This is a genomic window from Methylophilus sp., assembly GCF_052173275.1.
Taxonomy (GTDB): domain Bacteria; phylum Pseudomonadota; class Gammaproteobacteria; order Burkholderiales; family Methylophilaceae; genus Methylophilus.
This window is the reverse complement of the sequence record NZ_JBQMUL010000002.1, coordinates 1,238,030-1,253,366: the sequence shown is the minus strand read 5'-3', so window position 1 is coordinate 1,253,366 and position 15,337 is coordinate 1,238,030. Positions and strand designations below refer to the sequence as shown.

Annotated in this window: 17 protein-coding genes; 5 read left to right on the top strand and 12 right to left on the bottom strand. The window is 50.7% G+C overall.

Features of this window, described 5'->3' with window-relative positions:
- Positions 1-11: 11 nt before the first annotated feature.
- The 6 genes from ACTS9Y_RS07420 to ACTS9Y_RS07395 form a co-directional block, all read right to left on the bottom strand.
- The gene (locus ACTS9Y_RS07420; RefSeq protein WP_442585315.1) at positions 12-815 is read right to left on the bottom strand and encodes a quinoprotein dehydrogenase-associated SoxYZ-like carrier; all 804 of its coding nucleotides are present in this window, start codon (positions 813-815) and stop codon (positions 12-14) included.
- Positions 816-920: 105 nt separating this feature from the next.
- Positions 921-1,352, bottom strand: coding sequence for a VOC family protein (locus ACTS9Y_RS07415; RefSeq protein WP_442585314.1), 432 nt, complete (start codon positions 1,350-1,352; stop codon positions 921-923).
- A gap of 64 nt (positions 1,353-1,416) precedes the next feature.
- A complete protein-coding gene (locus tag ACTS9Y_RS07410) occupies positions 1,417-1,944 on the bottom strand; it encodes an adenine phosphoribosyltransferase (protein WP_442586920.1) in 528 nt (175 codons plus the stop codon).
- 111 nt (positions 1,945-2,055) lie between these two features.
- Positions 2,056-3,846: an aspartate--tRNA ligase gene (gene aspS, locus ACTS9Y_RS07405; RefSeq protein ID WP_442585313.1), complete on the bottom strand. Its 1,791-nt coding sequence runs from the start codon at positions 3,844-3,846 to the stop codon at positions 2,056-2,058.
- Between the two features lie 31 nt (positions 3,847-3,877).
- Complete coding sequence (locus tag ACTS9Y_RS07400; protein WP_442585312.1) at positions 3,878-4,477, bottom strand: DUF502 domain-containing protein; 600 nt, start codon at positions 4,475-4,477, stop codon at positions 3,878-3,880.
- Positions 4,478-4,495: 18 nt separating this feature from the next.
- On the bottom strand, positions 4,496-4,771 hold the full coding sequence (locus ACTS9Y_RS07395) for an FmdB family zinc ribbon protein (protein ID WP_442585311.1): 276 nt from the start codon (positions 4,769-4,771) through the stop codon (positions 4,496-4,498).
- A 130-nt stretch (positions 4,772-4,901) separates the two neighbouring features.
- Between ACTS9Y_RS07395 and ACTS9Y_RS07390 the strand changes: the two genes are divergently transcribed.
- Complete coding sequence (locus tag ACTS9Y_RS07390) at positions 4,902-5,096, top strand: hypothetical protein (RefSeq protein WP_442585310.1); 195 nt, start codon at positions 4,902-4,904, stop codon at positions 5,094-5,096.
- Between the two features lie 45 nt (positions 5,097-5,141).
- Here the strand turns inward: ACTS9Y_RS07390 and ACTS9Y_RS07385 are convergent, their stop codons facing one another.
- The gene (locus ACTS9Y_RS07385) at positions 5,142-5,501 is read right to left on the bottom strand and encodes a glycine cleavage system protein H (protein ID WP_442585309.1); all 360 of its coding nucleotides are present in this window, start codon (positions 5,499-5,501) and stop codon (positions 5,142-5,144) included.
- 240 nt (positions 5,502-5,741) lie between these two features.
- Here ACTS9Y_RS07385 and pbpG point away from each other — a divergent pair, with 240 nt between their 5' ends.
- A complete protein-coding gene (gene pbpG, locus ACTS9Y_RS07380) occupies positions 5,742-6,806 on the top strand; it encodes a D-alanyl-D-alanine endopeptidase (protein ID WP_442585308.1) in 1,065 nt (354 codons plus the stop codon).
- A gap of 811 nt (positions 6,807-7,617) precedes the next feature.
- Here the strand turns inward: pbpG and ACTS9Y_RS07375 are convergent.
- The 3 genes from ACTS9Y_RS07375 to ACTS9Y_RS07365 form a co-directional block, all read right to left on the bottom strand.
- The gene (locus ACTS9Y_RS07375; protein ID WP_442586919.1) at positions 7,618-8,013 is read right to left on the bottom strand and encodes a DUF3106 domain-containing protein; all 396 of its coding nucleotides are present in this window, start codon (positions 8,011-8,013) and stop codon (positions 7,618-7,620) included.
- Positions 8,014-8,173: 160 nt separating this feature from the next.
- Positions 8,174-8,545: a DUF3619 family protein gene (locus ACTS9Y_RS07370; protein WP_442585307.1), complete on the bottom strand. Its 372-nt coding sequence runs from the start codon at positions 8,543-8,545 to the stop codon at positions 8,174-8,176.
- Complete coding sequence (locus ACTS9Y_RS07365; protein WP_442585306.1) at positions 8,542-9,126, bottom strand: RNA polymerase sigma factor; 585 nt, start codon at positions 9,124-9,126, stop codon at positions 8,542-8,544. Before ACTS9Y_RS07365 ends, ACTS9Y_RS07370 begins: the two co-directional genes overlap by 4 nt.
- A gap of 276 nt (positions 9,127-9,402) precedes the next feature.
- Here ACTS9Y_RS07365 and ACTS9Y_RS07360 point away from each other — a divergent pair, with 276 nt between their 5' ends.
- Positions 9,403-11,016 (top strand): two-component system sensor histidine kinase NtrB, encoded by a 1,614-nt coding sequence (locus ACTS9Y_RS07360; RefSeq protein WP_442585305.1) that lies wholly within the window; start codon positions 9,403-9,405, stop codon positions 11,014-11,016.
- Complete coding sequence (locus ACTS9Y_RS07355) at positions 11,016-12,521, top strand: sigma-54-dependent transcriptional regulator (RefSeq protein ID WP_442585304.1); 1,506 nt, start codon at positions 11,016-11,018, stop codon at positions 12,519-12,521. Before ACTS9Y_RS07360 ends, ACTS9Y_RS07355 begins: the two co-directional genes overlap by 1 nt.
- A gap of 92 nt (positions 12,522-12,613) precedes the next feature.
- On the opposite strand, the gene ACTS9Y_RS07350 is transcribed toward ACTS9Y_RS07355, so the two are convergent.
- A complete protein-coding gene (locus tag ACTS9Y_RS07350) occupies positions 12,614-13,624 on the bottom strand; it encodes a sodium:calcium antiporter (RefSeq protein WP_442585303.1) in 1,011 nt (336 codons plus the stop codon).
- A gap of 126 nt (positions 13,625-13,750) precedes the next feature.
- Here ACTS9Y_RS07350 and ampD point away from each other — a divergent pair, with 126 nt between their 5' ends.
- Entirely contained in the window at positions 13,751-14,299 is a 549-nt protein-coding gene (gene ampD / locus ACTS9Y_RS07345; protein WP_442585302.1) for a 1,6-anhydro-N-acetylmuramyl-L-alanine amidase AmpD, read from the top strand.
- Between the two features lie 64 nt (positions 14,300-14,363).
- On the opposite strand, the gene ACTS9Y_RS07340 is transcribed toward ampD, so the two are convergent.
- The gene (locus tag ACTS9Y_RS07340) at positions 14,364-15,302 is read right to left on the bottom strand and encodes a DMT family transporter (RefSeq protein WP_442585301.1); all 939 of its coding nucleotides are present in this window, start codon (positions 15,300-15,302) and stop codon (positions 14,364-14,366) included.
- Positions 15,303-15,337: the final 35 nt, after the last annotated feature.

Sequence of the window (15,337 nt, the reverse complement as noted above, 5' to 3'; positions counted from 1 at the left end):
GTCATGTCAGCTTAGCTATGAACGTCTACCGTTTGCGTAAAAGACTTACCTTCATTATCCGTGGCGACGACTTCCAGCTTGCCCGGCGCATCAGGGATAAAACTGAACTTCATATAGGGGTCTTCACTGGTACCCACACCCACATCCACCGTCATCAACTCTTTGCCATTGTAGGTAAAAGTGGTTTTATTGATATAAAACGCAGGCACATAGCCTTGTGATACGAGGTCACGTTGAAGGCCGGTGCGCATCACGTGCTTGATATTAAAAGTCGCAGTGGCTGGCTCACCCATTTTTGGTGACTCTACATTGAATTTGATTTTTCCCGCCGCAGCGCGCACTTCGGATTCATTATTATCCACCGTGCCACCACAGCCACCCGCCGCGCGGATTTCGCGCTTGGTCATATACAATTTTCCATCCGCTGTCTCGCCTATCAGACGCACGAAAGAGTCTGACTCCTGGCGTATCCTGGTCGCCATCTGGAAGCCATTCAAACCATCGGTTAAATGGTAGGTTGAAGCCAGTTGAATCGGGTTGGCATCGACGATCACATACAGTTTTTTGATGGCTATGCCATTGGCCGCCGCTTTGTCATAGATCAGCGTCACCGGCACCTGCGCACCACTTTCGGCTCGTCGCGGTGCTTCTATCTTCAGGAAATCCACTTCCTGGATATCGCGCTTGGGGAAGAATGCTTCTTTCACCACCGTCCACAATTTGGGGTCTGCCTCAGCTTGCGCCAAGGTACTGAAACACAAGTTAGTTAAACACAAGGCAGAAATGCCTGCTACCAATATCCATGCTTTTTTCATCGTATTCCCCATTTATCGCTTTGTACTTATTTGTTGTGCATCAAAGCCATTCTCTACCGAAAACACAATTCTAATCTGTGATTTCTATCACACATGATCGACTACTCAGGCAAGCTTGCTTGGGTCGCCGGAAGGGCGCATCTCATAGGTGGGGTCGGCAAACTCTTCAAAATTCAGCTCAACGCCATTGCCTGCCGGGTCCCGCATATTGATCTGGTGGATGCCATTTGCCAGGACGCGGGTGGTATAGGTCAACGCATGCGCTTGCAGGCGCGCTTCCATTTCCGGCATATCGGTGCAGGTAAATGACACATGGTCGAAAGTGCCATGCACATGCAATTGCGGTGCTTCAGCGGTTTTAAATTCCGCCAGGTGTATCACATCGTTATCGCCGATATACAGCCAGTAACCATAAGTGGTACTGGCCACGCGCTTGCCAACTGTGAGCCCGAGCACATCGCAATAAAAATCACGCAGCTTGTGCATGGTGTCGCGGTCAGAACGGAAATTAACATGATTGATTTCGGTCAGTGGCATGATTACCTTATAAATTCATTGTGGCAAGTCGGCAACTATAGTACAAAATTTCTTGCGTACAAAACTAATGCCCTGCAAATTGACATAAGGCAAACCCCTCTACACGCGCAGCAGCTAATTGTTGCATGCCGCCGAGCGCTGGCAGGTCAATCACAAAAGCCGCCTGTTCGACCACGCCACCTAACTGGCGAACCAGCGCTACCGCCGCAAGGGCAGTGCCGCCGGTAGCGATCAAGTCATCCACCAACAGGATGCGCTCACCGGACTGGATGGCATCTTGATGCACTTCTAATGCATCGCTGCCATATTCCAGCTGATAGGGTTGCGCAATGGTTGCCCAGGGCAGCTTGCCGGGTTTACGCGCTGGCACAAAACCAGCCCCCAACTTTACCGCCAGCGCCGCGCCGATAATAAAACCACGCGCTTCCATAGCGACTACTTTATCGAAAACCTGGCCTTGATAATGCTGGCCCAGGGCGTCAATGGCGGCGGCAAACCCCTGCCTGTCCTGTAACAAGGTGGTGATATCCCTGAACTGGATACCCGGTTTGGGATAATCAGGAATCGTGCGTATCAAAGTTTCAAACATAATCACCTTAAAAATGAACGGTTGGATTGCAAATAAAAAACGCGCCCGGATGGACGCGCTTTAAATGACTGCTTTGCTGATCTGGCATAGAGAACAATGCCAGCACACACATGCTTAGCTGGTCGCCGTATTTTGCTGACGTACGCGTATATGTAATTCACGCAGCTGCTTCTCATCTACCTCGTTAGGGGCATTGGTCATCAGGCACTGTGCGCGTTGCGTTTTCGGGAAAGCGATCACATCACGGATAGACTCTGCACCTGTCATCAATGTCACCAGACGATCGAGGCCGAAAGCCAGGCCGCCGTGCGGTGGCGCACCGTATTGCAACGCGTCGAGCAAGAAGCCGAATTTTTCCTGCGCTTCTTCCTTGCTGATCTTCAACGCATCGAACACTTTGGATTGTACGTCCTGCTTGTGGATACGCACGGAACCGCCGCCCACTTCCCAGCCGTTCAACACCATGTCATAGGCTTTGGATAAGCATGCACCTGGGTTGCTGACCAACAGGTCTTCATGACCGTCTTTAGGCGCAGTGAACGGGTGATGCAGGGCAACCCAGCGGTCATTCTCTTCATCATGCTCAAACATCGGGAAATCAACTACCCACAATGGTGCCCACTGGCGGCCATCCAGGTGGCCTTTTTCGTGACCGACCTTGGTACGCAAAGCACCAAGCGCTTCGTTGACGACTTTGGCTTTATCGGCACCAAAGAACACGATATCTCCGTTTTGCGCGCCGGTACGATCAATGATCGCCTGCAACGCGTTGACGTGAATGTTCTTGACGATAGGACTTTGCAGGCCTTCTTCGTTCAGCTTGGTGATATCGTTGATCTTGATATACGCCAGACCTTTGGCACCGTAGATTTTGACAAACTCGGTGTAAGCATCGATCTCTGAACGGCTGATAGCAGCACCGTTAGGCACGCGAATCGCCGCCACACGGCCACCCGCCATATTGGCAGCACCGGCAAATACCTTGAAATCGACGTCTTTCATGACATCACTGAGTTCGGTGATTTCCAGCGTCACTCGCATATCCGGCTTGTCTGAACCGTAACGGTTCATCGCTTCACTGAATGGCATACGCGGGAACTGCGCTGGCAAGTCCACGTCCTGCACTTTTTTCAGCATGCGGCGTATCATTTCTTCCACCAGGTCCATGATGTCGTTTTCTTCAAGGAATGAAGTTTCGATATCGACCTGGGTGAATTCTGGCTGGCGGTCAGCGCGCAGATCTTCATCACGGAAACATTTGGTGATCTGGAAGTAACGGTCAAAACCCGCCACCATCAACAATTGCTTGAACAACTGCGGTGATTGCGGCAAGGCAAAGAACTGGCCATGGTGCACACGTGAAGGCACCAGGTAATCGCGCGCGCCTTCTGGCGTAGAACGCGTCAGCATCGGTGTCTCTACTTCAATAAAACCGTTCTCATCCAGGTAATCACGCAGATTTTTGGCCACTTTATAACGCAGCATCAGGTTTTTCTGCATGGCCGGGCGGCGCAAATCGATGTATCTATGCTCCAGGCGCACGGTTTCTGTCAGCGTGTCATCATCCAGCATGAAAGGTGGCGTCAATGAAGCGTTCAACACTTCAATCTCGGTCGCCAGCATTTCGACTTCGCCGGTAGGCAAGTTGCTGTTCACGGTGCCTTCAGGGCGGGCACGCACCTTACAGACGACGCGCAACACAAATTCGTTACGCACGGTTTCTGCGATAGAAAACGCTTCTTTGGTATCCGGGTCAATCACGATTTGCGCCAGACCTTCACGGTCACGCAAATCAATAAAAATAACACCCCCATGGTCGCGACGCCTGTGGGCCCAGCCACACAGGGTCACGGTTTGTCCAATATGTTCGCGGTTCAAGTGACCGCAGTAATGTGTACGCATCATATATATTTTATTAAAGTTAAAAGGGTTGCGATTAATGCTGCTTGGGCAAAGGCGCCACTGTACCCATGCTGATAATGTATTTCAAGGCTTGATCCACACTCATATCCAGCGTGATCACATCCGCCTTGGGCAACATCAGGAAAAAGCCCGAGGTCGGGTTAGGCGTAGTCGGCACGTAGACGCTGACATACTCACCTTGCAGGTGATTGGCGACATCACCTCCCGGCGTGCCAGTCAGGAAAGCGATGGTCCATACGCCCTGCCGTGGGTATTCAATCAACAGCGCCTGACGGAAAGCATTACCAGAATCTGAAAACAAGGTATCTGATACCTGCTTGACGCTGGAATAAATGGATTTCACCACCGGCACTCGGATCAGCAGGCCTTCCCACAACTCGATCAGTTGCTGGCCAAAAATATTGGTCGCCACCAGACCGGTCGCCAACACAATAACGACCGTCAGAATCACGCCAAAACCGGGGATATCAACGCCCAGCAACGCCACCGGACGCCAGGATGTTGGCAGCAAAAACAGGCTCTGATCCAGCGTTTGCACTAAAGTTTTGAGCACCCATACCGTAATGAATAACGGGACCAGCACCAGCAAGCCTGTAATGAAATATTTTTTCATGGTGATTACTTTTCGCGGTTAGTGACAGGCGCAGCCGGTAGCGCACTTCGCTGGACTGGCAGCTTCTGTACTGGCAGTGCTGGATTCAGCCGCTTTGCTGCCAGAAGTACTGCCGTTTTTAAAATCTGTCGCGTACCAGCCACTACCGGTCAGCTGAAAGTTGGGCGCAGACACTTTTTTAGAAAAAGTCTGCTGTTTGCATTGTGGACACTCATCCACATTGGGGGCAGAAACTTTGCGCATCAGCTCTTGCTGATATCCGCATTCGCTACATTGGAAATCGTAGATAGGCATATGTAAACGCAACCCGAAGGACAACTTGCTGAAAAAGATTTACTAAGCGGCAAATTATACCTGATTCGCGCTGTAAAACATCAAAACAGCCGCGATGTAATTGAATTAGAAAGACTTTAAGGATATTTGCATGCAACAAACAAATACTAGAACCGTGGCACTTTCCACCTTATTTGTATTTTTGGGATTAGTCAGCCGCGACCTGAATGCGCATCATCAACCACTATCACTGCACAGCACCTCGCAAAAGCCGCGCACTTTTTCAGTCGTGGTCACGGATTTACTCTATGCAGAACCCACGCTGACTATCCGCAAGTTGAAATAAGCAACAGCGCTCACCAGCCGCCAAGGCTGGTTGCAATTGGTTTGGTTAGACCTGCGCCTCGTATGCAGCTTGATCCAGCAACGCCTCAGCGCCGCTGGCATTGGCTTCCAACTTGAAAATCCAGGTGGCATAAGGGTGATCATTCACTTTTTCTGGTGAAGACAGCGCCTCTTCATTGACCGTCAGCACGGTGCCGCTCAGCGGCGCATAAATATCAGACCCCGTTTTCACCGACTCAATCAGGCCGCAAACAGCAAATTGTTCTACTGACTGACCGACCTTGGGCGGGTCAATAAACACTACATCACCCAGCATGTTTTGCGCATATTCACTGATGCCAACCAGCCACGCGCCATCTTCTGACTGCGCCGCCCAAGTGTGTTCTTTAGAAAAGAGGTATTTCAAGCCTGTTGACATAAGATTAGAAATCAAAAAATAAGGTGATAATGATTGTGCCATAGTCTATTAACCACACCAACGCTTATTCAGTTTTCACTTACAGCACCAGTTGTTGTAAAGGTTTAACTTTTTACACTAAAAAATTGCGATAAGTGATTGACGATGAATAATAACTGGGCAATAATAAAACTGGTTTGTGGAAGGTGGATTATGAGTTTTTTCAAGCATTGTCTTAAAGTTTTACTGGTGAGTTCCATCGCATTTGCGCCAGCAGGTCAAGCGATTGCAAAATCTCCGTCTAAAAAGCACGCGGTTGCTACCAGCAAGCAGAAAAAATACAGTCCACGTATTTCTTCAGAATACCGGATCAATCCGAATAAAACCAAATCCATGCGCCCAGCCAAGGTGCACGCGCGCAAACCTGCCGTAGATGCAGAAATGTTTGATTCGTTTGTCGGCAAATCCAGCAACAGCAACTTGGCGATTGCCTCGACCAAAGCGCTGGTGATGAACCAGAACACGCACGAAATCATTTACTCAAAAAACCTGGATACCCCGACCCCGATCGCTTCTGTCACCAAACTGATGACAGCCATGGTGGTACTGGACGCCAAACTCAACCTGAATGACGAAGTTTCCATCACCGAAATGGACGTGGATTACCTGAAAGGCACGTCTTCACGCCTGCCAGTAGGCACTACCATGACGCGTGAAGATTTGCTGAACCTGGCATTGATCGCTTCAGAAAACCGCGCCGCTTCCGCATTGGCCACGCATTACCCAGGTGGCAAACAGCGTTTTATCCAGGATATGAATGCCAAAGCCGCCAGCCTGGGCATGATGAACACCCATTTTGAAGATTCCACAGGTTTAAACAGCAACAACGTATCTACCGCGATGGACCTGGCAAGAATGGTGCATGCGGCATACCAATACCCCATGATTCGCCAGATCACCACCACCTCAGACTACGACCTGGACGTTCACAGAAGACAACCACTGCATTTTCATAATACCAATGCCTTAATCAGGGAAAACACACGCAGCAGCTGGGAAATCGGCTTATCCAAAACCGGTTACATCAGCGAAGCCGGCCGCTGTTTGGTCATGCAGGCAACCATAGCCGGCGAACCATTGATTTTAGTACTCCTGGATTCTGTCGGTAAACTGACCCGTATCGGCGATGCCAAGCGCATCAAAAAATGGATGGAACATAATTACAGCACACTGAGCTCCCAGAATAACGGCCGCGGTGACATCGTGTTAACCGGCTTATCGATGAGCAAAACCCTGGGCGAAGACGCCAACTGATCAACAGAGTTGCACAAAAAAGTCCGCGAAATCCGCGGACTTTTTTATTTTACCCGGCAAAACAATATAACCAAGCGTGATGAGCTGCGCCGAACTTCATCCAAACCCACAACATGGTGGTTTTAAACGTGCCCTATCTGACGCGCCGAGTAGCGCAGTCAGCGCGGGAGGTTTCGGCCAGCGGCTGTTCGAGTTCCGCGGTGGCTTACGTAGTATGCAAGCCGCTAGGGTGAGTTTCGTTGGACGCCCGCTTTAAGTCCTGCAAAGCAGCGGACGAAAGTCCTAGGATGAGCAACGCAGGGAACAAGCGAAAGCTAGGGTGCCCTTTCTTTTGGTGACTTATTCTTTGGGCAAGCAAAGAAAAGTCACTCGCCTAAGGGCGAAAAGGAATAGTGCAATAGAGCAGCAAAAATGGAATGCCCAACTATCCAAAGAAATACCTATTACAACTATCAACAAAGGCGACACTTGCTGTTAGTTGCAACCAGGCTAAGCAGGAACCTTGCCTGGATTCTGGCCTACGCCAGAATGACGACCAACTGTAGATTTCATCATTTGACACGTAAGCCATAGGTTACGCTGGCACAGACATGCCAGGGAACACATGCCAGACTGCCGAAAATCTCATTGAATAGCACCCTCAAGAAGATAACGAGAGTGGATAGTATGTGTTTGTACAGTGTTTGGGAAAAAGAAGGAAACTCGCCTAGGTGCGAAAAGAAACTCCCCCAGGCGCTTAAAACGTCATAATGAAACCAGCCAAAAAACCAATTCAATACGTAGTCTTCAATTGAATCGTTTTAAATTGAGACTAAGGCTCCGCCCCATCAAACTCAGGATCATAACCCTCACTTGCGGCGGCTTTACGCTGATGTTCTTTCCACTGCTTACGTAGCGCTTCTTTTTTGTCAGGCGTCAAACTCTGGAATTGCTGGTACCGTTTACGCGCGTTTTCACGCTCATACGGGGTCATGCGACTCCACTTTACCAGCTGCTTTTGCACACGCTGTTGTTTCTGCGCATCCATTTTCGGATACTCGCGCGCGATATCGAGCATTTTCTCGCGCTGCCACGGGCGCAGTGTATCCCATTCGGTTTTTAACGGCGCCAGCACCATACGTTGCTGATCCGTTAGTTGCGCCCACGTCACATTGGCTGCAGGGTCATCCGGTGACAGATCATTTTTGATGGCACCGATATCCGCCATTGCCAGCAAGGTGGCGCCAGGATAAACATCAGCTGCGACCGCTGGTGCCAAATGCACACTGGCAGCGACACTCAAAGACAAGACCACCCAGCTTAATACAAACGAATGATTCCGCATCACTTCTCATTGTTCCAGTAATTTAATACACATAACCTGAACCTCAGATATGGTCTGAATAGTGCCAGGGTTCAAAGCCATTATCGACAAATGCTTCTATCGGCAAATCTGCACTCAATAGCATGGCATCATCGTTGTGCTGCGCAGAGATCATGAGCACACCGACTACCAGGCATAAAGACAAAGCGGCCGCGCCCATCATGCGTGGATGGCCGAACGACGCCCACGACAAGATATCACCAACCGCGGGTGACGTTCGTTTCGTTTCGGCAAAGCGCCTTAAGGCAGCCTGCCTGGCTTCATTTAAACGGGTTTCAACCTCTGCGGATAATGGTCGGACATCATTTTTAAGTAAATCCACACATTCGCGCAGAGGGGGTGACAAGTCGTCTTCCGGATGACGTTGTTTCCTCATGGCTTTACTCCTCTTTTTTGCAACTTCTGGACGCCGAGACCGGCCTGCCCTAGTGACAGCGACAAAGCACCGACCGCGCGTGAGCAATGCGTTTTAACACTTCCCTCCGAACAACCCATCGCGGCCGCAGTTTCGGCAACATCCAACTCTTCCCAATAACGCAATACGAATGCTTCTCGTTGACGTGCTGGTAATTTTTCTAACGCTTTTCCGATCAAGGCCATGGTTTGCGAGCGCTGTAACTGTTCAGCAGGGTCGCTTTCAGGGCCTTCTACATCGATGGTTTCGAGTAGATCGAACTCTTCATCGTCCTGCGAGCCAAAAGATGAAAACAAAGAGGTCCACAAATTACGGACCTTTTGCCTGCGCCAGAAATCGCGTGTGGTATTTTGCAAAATACGCTGGAATAGCATCGGGTATTCTGCAATCGGTTTATTGGCATATTTATCCGCCAATTTCAGCATCGCGTCCTGCACTATATCCAGCGCTGCATGATCATCACGCACGGCATAGGCGGTTTGCCTGAATGCCCGCTTTTCAATCTGACGTAAAAAATCTGATATTTCTTGCGCACTTGCCACTACGGTTCCTAATCCCCGAGATAATCAAAGTTTTCAACTTGACGATCACTACGACTTTGCTGCATTTGTGTTTGTTTTTAGCAGTCAAAGAAATAGGCATCGTTTATCTCCCTGTTGAGCGGAGTATATCAGTTTTAATTTTATTACTGATAGAATAAGCCTTGATGGCTGCAAAACGATGGTTTACCACATGACACTCAAACAAGAATGCGCTTCACTCCCTGGCATGCAGTCGCATCGCTTGAATATAATGACGGCCTCCTGGGAGCGTCAGTGATGGCTACTGCCCTGCCTGCCGATCTACTTGAAAAAACACCCGACGTACAACACCTCAGGCTATACAGCCTGTACCGCCTTTGCGCATCCGGCATGTTGCTGGGTAGCCAGTTGTGGCCATATTTAAGGCATACATTTGCAGAGCCGGCCTATGTTTTCGGCGCGTTAGTCGTGTTCTTCGTTTATGCGCTGACTGTGAGCATTGGTTTCAGACACCTGCAGTCCAAAAGCGGCCTCGCGCTGAAACTGCAAACCAGCCTGGATATCGTGTTTATTGTGGTCATGATGCACTTTCTGCAAAGCGGCCAGAGCGGCATTGGCCTGCTGCTGATCATTAATATTATCTTTGCTGGCCTGATCAGCGACGGCCGCTTTGCCATGTTTTATGCAGCGATCGCCACCATAGGCATCTTGCTCGAAAACACACATCAGGTGATGAAACACAACCTGCTTGGCAATAGTTACAATGACTACAGCAGTGCGGTGCTACTCTCGTTAAGTTGTTTTGCCACCGCCTGGCTGGCGCAAACGCTGACCACGCGCATGCAAAGCAGTGAAAAGCTGGCGACTGAGCGTGGACAGGATATCGAGCAGCTGGCCAGGACCAATGCGCTGATCACGCAAGAAATGCCCAATGGCGTGCTGGTGATAGACCAGCACCAGCGTTTAAAACATTACAACTTTCAGGCATGCAAACTACTCGGCCTAGAAGACAGCCAGTGCCAGGAAGCCGTGCGTTCACAATCGGCGCTAAGTATGCTCACACCAGCCATCACCTCGCTGCTGCTCACCGCGCCCGCGAACAAACTCGCACCACAGGATGCCACCAAACTCACCATCAACAACCGTGACCTGGGTATCCGCTTTCATGCGATCTCTGAAAACATTAACAATGGCGTAGTGATTTTTATTGAAGACTGGTCACAGATACAGACGCAGGCGCACCAGGTGAAACTGGCGGCACTAGGCAGGCTGACTGCCAATATCGCGCATGAGATCCGCAATCCCTTAAGTGCCATCAGCCATGCCACACAGCTGTTGCAGGAAGACTCAGTGGAGCCAGGGACAGAGCGCATGCTGCAAATTATTTCAGACAATGTGCAGCGGCTGGACCAGATCATTAAAGATGTACTGGAACTGAACCGCCGTGACCGGACCAATCAGGAACAATTCAATATCAAAACGTTTATGCAGGAGTTTTACCAGCAATTTTGCGCGGTAGAAAAGATAGACCCGCAAAACTTTACCCTTAGCATCCCTGAAAGACACGGCACTATCGTGTTTGACCGCCGGCATATCAACCAGATACTCTGGAATTTATGTAAAAATGGTTGGCGGCATAGCAAGCAACAGTCGCGCAGCCTGCAACTCAAAGTGTCTGGCGATAAAAGTGGCCAGTTCATCCATGTGCTGATCAAAGATGATGGCAGCGGCATAGACCCGAAAATCCAGCCGCATTTGTTTGAGCCATTTATGACGACCGAAAAAACCGGCACTGGCCTCGGGTTGTTTATTGCACGCGAACTGGCCGAAGCCAATGGCGCCAAACTGGATTATTCGAGCACGGCCAGCGGCACACAATTTTCACTGACAATTAAGAAGGTAATCGTTTAATGGCAAACTCCTATCGCTGTCTGGTGGTCGACGACGAGACCGATATCCGTGAATTAGTCGTCCTGACGCTGGAACGCATGGGCATACAGGCCGAAAGCGCCAGCAACGTCACTGACGCCAAACATATGTTGCACTCTTTCAGCTATGACTTGTGCCTGACCGACATGCGCCTGCCAGATGGTCTGGGGCTGGAACTGGTGCAACATATCAATGCGCAATTCCCTGGCTTGCCAGTCGCCGTCATCACCGCTTATGGCAGTGCCGAAAATGCAGTCTCGGCTTTAAAAGCCGGGGCGTTTGATTACATCACCAAACCGATCTCATTGAAGCAATTGCGGCCACTGGTGGAATCTGCCTTGAAACTCGCCTCGCAAAAAGAATCGCACGGGGCCAATACCGTCGATTTGATTGGCGGCTCTCCGGCCATGAGTTATGTGCGCACCATGATTGCCAAGCTGGCACGCAGCCAGGCGCCGGTATATATCAGTGGCGAATCAGGTAGCGGCAAGGAACTCGCCGCCAGGCTCATCCACCAGAACAGCTCACGCAAGGACCAGGCTTTTATTGCCGTCAACTGTGGCGCCATCCCCGAAAACCTGATGGAAAGCGAATTTTTCGGCTATAAAAAAGGCGCGTTTACTGGCGCCATCCAGGACACACAAGGCTTATTCCAGGCGGCCAATGGCGGCACCTTGTTTCTGGATGAAGTCGCCGATTTACCATTAGCCATGCAAGTGAAATTATTGCGCGCCATCCAGGAAAAGAAAGTACGCGTGGTCGGTAGCACGGTGGAAGAAACAGTCGATGTGCGCATCATTTCGGCTACCCATAAAAACCTGAATGCCATGATGGAGAAAGGCGAGTTCAGGCAAGACTTGTATTACCGCCTGAACGTAATCCAACTCAAAATGCCTTCCCTGCGCGAACGGCCAGAGGATATCCCGGAACTGACCGAGCGTTTACTGGGCAAGCTCTGCCAGAACCAAAGTATCAGCAAGCCCGGCATTGCGCCCGAAGCCAAAGTCTATATCCAGCAATTACAGTTTCATGGCAATGTGCGTGAACTGGAAAACATGCTGGAACGCGCACTGGCGTTGTGTGATGGCATGAGCATCGCAATAGAGGATCTATCGCTGGAAGACATGCCTACGGCACCCATCAGCGACAGGCAGGTGATGCCATGGAACACCTCTGCCATAGAAGATCACGCTGATGCACCTGCCGGCACTGCGCTGCATAGCGAATTGATCGCGCCACTGGAAGGGGCACTAAGTGCCTCAGCCACGGCTGGCAATACCATGCTGCCTATGGATGTGAGCTTGTCTGATTATCTGGAAGATATTGAGAAACGCACCATCTTGCAGGCGCTGGAGAAAACCAACAACAATAAAACCGCTGCTGCTAAATTGCTAGGCATCAGTTTCCGTACTTTGCGCTATCGCTTATCAAAACTTGGCTTGTCAAAAGAGCAGGATGTTGAAGATAGCGACGGCGAAGAGGAATAAGGTTTAACAGACTTGAAACAGAGGTCAGGAAGAAGATATAACGATTTGAATCACCGTTTTACCCTCTTCCTAAAAAATGCTTTATTAACTGACTAACTCAGCACAATTGCCAGATATAAAATATAGAACAGGCCATTGACCAGCAGGTGCCATACCAGCAAACCACCCTTGGCTATACGGTAGCGCATCCATATCGCAGCCAGCAAGGTGATCAAAATCCCCAGCGCCACTTCTGTTCTTGGCGCCCAGTCTGTCAGCATGATGCCAATGGCTGGCAACAATGTGCCTTGAAACACCATGGCTCCGGTGATATTGCCAAACGCCAGCGTATCCTTGCCTTTGCGTATCCATAAAATGCTGTTTACTTTTTCTGGCAGCTCAGTGGCAATCGGGATAATCAGCAATGACAATAACAATGCTGACACGCCCAGAATCGCGGCGGCCGTTTCGACCTCATTGATAAAGCCTTTGGCGCCTGCGATCAGCAAACCAAGCCCGATCAACAATTGCAGCACAATGGTGAAGATATTGGTTGGCAAGCCAAGTTTGGCCAGCATCATGACATCTTCGGCCTCGGTGGCATGGCCTTCCTCAACCAGGCCGCGAGAAGCCTTGATGGTCATCAGCACATACACAAAATAGATCAGCACCATCAGTATGCTGATGGCATAGCGCACCATGGCTTCGGTGTGTGGCACGAACATGGCGATCGTGGCAAAGATAAAGGCCAGGATAAAGAAATTCAGATCACGCACCAGCCCGGTACGCTCAGGGCGGATATGCCCGGTGCTGCCACGTCGTTTCCAGACTGACAAGGCCATCAAACTGATGGAAAGTGTGGCCAGCATCAGCGGCGCACCCAGGATCGCCCCTACGCCAATATCATGGCCGGCATGGCTATCACCAGTCGATGAGGTGTACGAGAAAATGGCCAGCAAAGGCACCAGCGTTTCAGGCAACGCCGTGCCCACTGCTGCAAAAATAGATCCGGTCACGCCTTCTGAAATCCCCAGTCGCTCACCCAGATGCTCCAGCGCATTGGTAAACACTTCCGCTGCGATCAGTATCACCACCAACATTAAGAATAACTGTAAGAAAACCATGACTCGTTCCTGTCTGGCGGCAATCAGTTTTCCATGCGGCCTCCGCCAAAACGGCATGGAACGACAAACGTGTGGTTGCGGGCGGAATCATAACGCAATTCGCGCAAATTCACCTACAATGTTGGCATGTCGCCCCCGCTTTCTCACACGATTACAATTGATGACCAGGGCATGGCCAGCCACTGCCAGGTCATACCGTCACCTAATACCGATCCCCGCCCGGCGGATACCGGTATCGACATGATTGTTATCCATAACATCAGCCTGCCGCCCAACCAGTTTGGCGGCCCCGGCATTGTCCAGTTATTTACCAACCAGCTAGATGCCAGTGAGCACCCTTATTATGCAACGATTGCACATTTAAAAGTATCGTCGCACTTCCTGATCCGCCGCGACGGCGAGTTGCTACAGTTCGTCAGCTGCAACCAGCGCGCCTGGCATGCCGGGGTGTCTGCCTGGCAGGGAAGAGAACGCTGTAATGATTTTTCGATAGGCATAGAGCTGGAAGGCAGTGATGAATGCGCTTTTAACAATGCCCAATACCTGACTTTGCAAGCGCTGATCACTGCGCTGCAACGGCGCTATCCCATCAAGCATATCGTCGGCCATTCGCAGATCGCGCCAGGACGAAAAACAGACCCCGGCCCTTTTTTTGATTGGCAACGGATTAAATAGCGCTCATCTCCGGGGAGTAACGGCGCTTTACCCGCAGAAACTCCCCCAGATTGCCCACACCTGTTTAAACCTCCGGATCTGTCGCCCGCGCTGACGGCGTGGTGTCCAGACTCACCGCAATCACGCCGCTCATCACCAGCACCGTACCAACGCCCTGCACCCATGACATCTGCTCATCCAGAAAAACATAAGCCAGCACAATCGTCGCAACCGGCCCGATTGCGCTGATCAGCGACGCCTTACGGCTACCCAGTTGATGGATACCCAGATTCATCAGCATGGTAGGCAATACCGTGGCGATCACAGCCATCAAAAATGCCAGCACATATACCTGTTGTGGCAACACTGTCAGCGCCACAAAAGAAGCATCAGCGCCAAAATGGCATGCACTCGCCAGCGTGGTTAAACTCATGACAATGGCAGTAAACCGTGTGGCACCCAACTTGGGGATGAGCTGCCCGCTACCTAACAGATAAGCGGCAAAAACAATCGCGCTCAGCAACACCAGCCAAGCACCATACAAAGTATCGGTAGAAGCCAGTGCCGCAAACTCAACATCATGCCAGACCACCAGGATCACACCGGCATAACTGGTCACCATGGCGAGCCACTCACGCCGGGTGATATGGTGCTTTAAAAAGACGGCGCTCATGACAACCACCAATGTCGGGTAAAGAAACAGAATCACTCGTTCCAGCCCGGCCGAGACATAATGCAGCCCCTCAAAATTCAGCCACATCGAGCCATAACCGCCTGCCGTGGCCAGAACCACCAGAAACACCCAATCTTTAGCTGTCATCGTCATGGGTGATTTCTGGCGCATGGCCCACCAGCCCAAGCCAAGAAAGAAAGGCAGCGCGAATGTCATGCGCAATGCGATCAGGCTAGCCGTGTCTATGTGATAAACATAGGCGAGCTTGGCCATGATCGCTTTTGAAGAAGCAAAAACAGACGAGAACAGCACCAGCATGGCGCCGTAATAAGGGTGTGTAGCGTGTTTCATATCAGCCCTGAATTTCATGGGCTCAACGGGAAGGG

Coding starts and splice junctions, on each gene's coding strand:
- ampD (WP_442585302.1), top strand. CDS start 13,751: ATGTCGCCCCCGCTTTCTCACACGATTACAATTGATGACCAGGGCATG.
- ACTS9Y_RS07390 (WP_442585310.1), top strand. CDS start 4,902: ATGCAACAAACAAATACTAGAACCGTGGCACTTTCCACCTTATTTGTA.
- ACTS9Y_RS07395 (WP_442585311.1), bottom strand. CDS start 4,771: ATGCCTATCTACGATTTCCAATGTAGCGAATGCGGATATCAGCAAGAG.
- aspS (WP_442585313.1), bottom strand. CDS start 3,846: ATGATGCGTACACATTACTGCGGTCACTTGAACCGCGAACATATTGGA.
- ACTS9Y_RS07360 (WP_442585305.1), top strand. CDS start 9,403: ATGGCTACTGCCCTGCCTGCCGATCTACTTGAAAAAACACCCGACGTA.
- ACTS9Y_RS07350 (WP_442585303.1), bottom strand. CDS start 13,624: ATGGTTTTCTTACAGTTATTCTTAATGTTGGTGGTGATACTGATCGCA.
- ACTS9Y_RS07340 (WP_442585301.1), bottom strand. CDS start 15,302: ATGAAACACGCTACACACCCTTATTACGGCGCCATGCTGGTGCTGTTC.
- ACTS9Y_RS07420 (WP_442585315.1), bottom strand. CDS start 815: ATGAAAAAAGCATGGATATTGGTAGCAGGCATTTCTGCCTTGTGTTTA.
- ACTS9Y_RS07400 (WP_442585312.1), bottom strand. CDS start 4,477: ATGAAAAAATATTTCATTACAGGCTTGCTGGTGCTGGTCCCGTTATTC.
- ACTS9Y_RS07415 (WP_442585314.1), bottom strand. CDS start 1,352: ATGCCACTGACCGAAATCAATCATGTTAATTTCCGTTCTGACCGCGAC.
- ACTS9Y_RS07370 (WP_442585307.1), bottom strand. CDS start 8,545: ATGAGGAAACAACGTCATCCGGAAGACGACTTGTCACCCCCTCTGCGC.
- ACTS9Y_RS07355 (WP_442585304.1), top strand. CDS start 11,016: ATGGCAAACTCCTATCGCTGTCTGGTGGTCGACGACGAGACCGATATC.
- ACTS9Y_RS07375 (WP_442586919.1), bottom strand. CDS start 8,013: ATGGCGGATATCGGTGCCATCAAAAATGATCTGTCACCGGATGACCCT.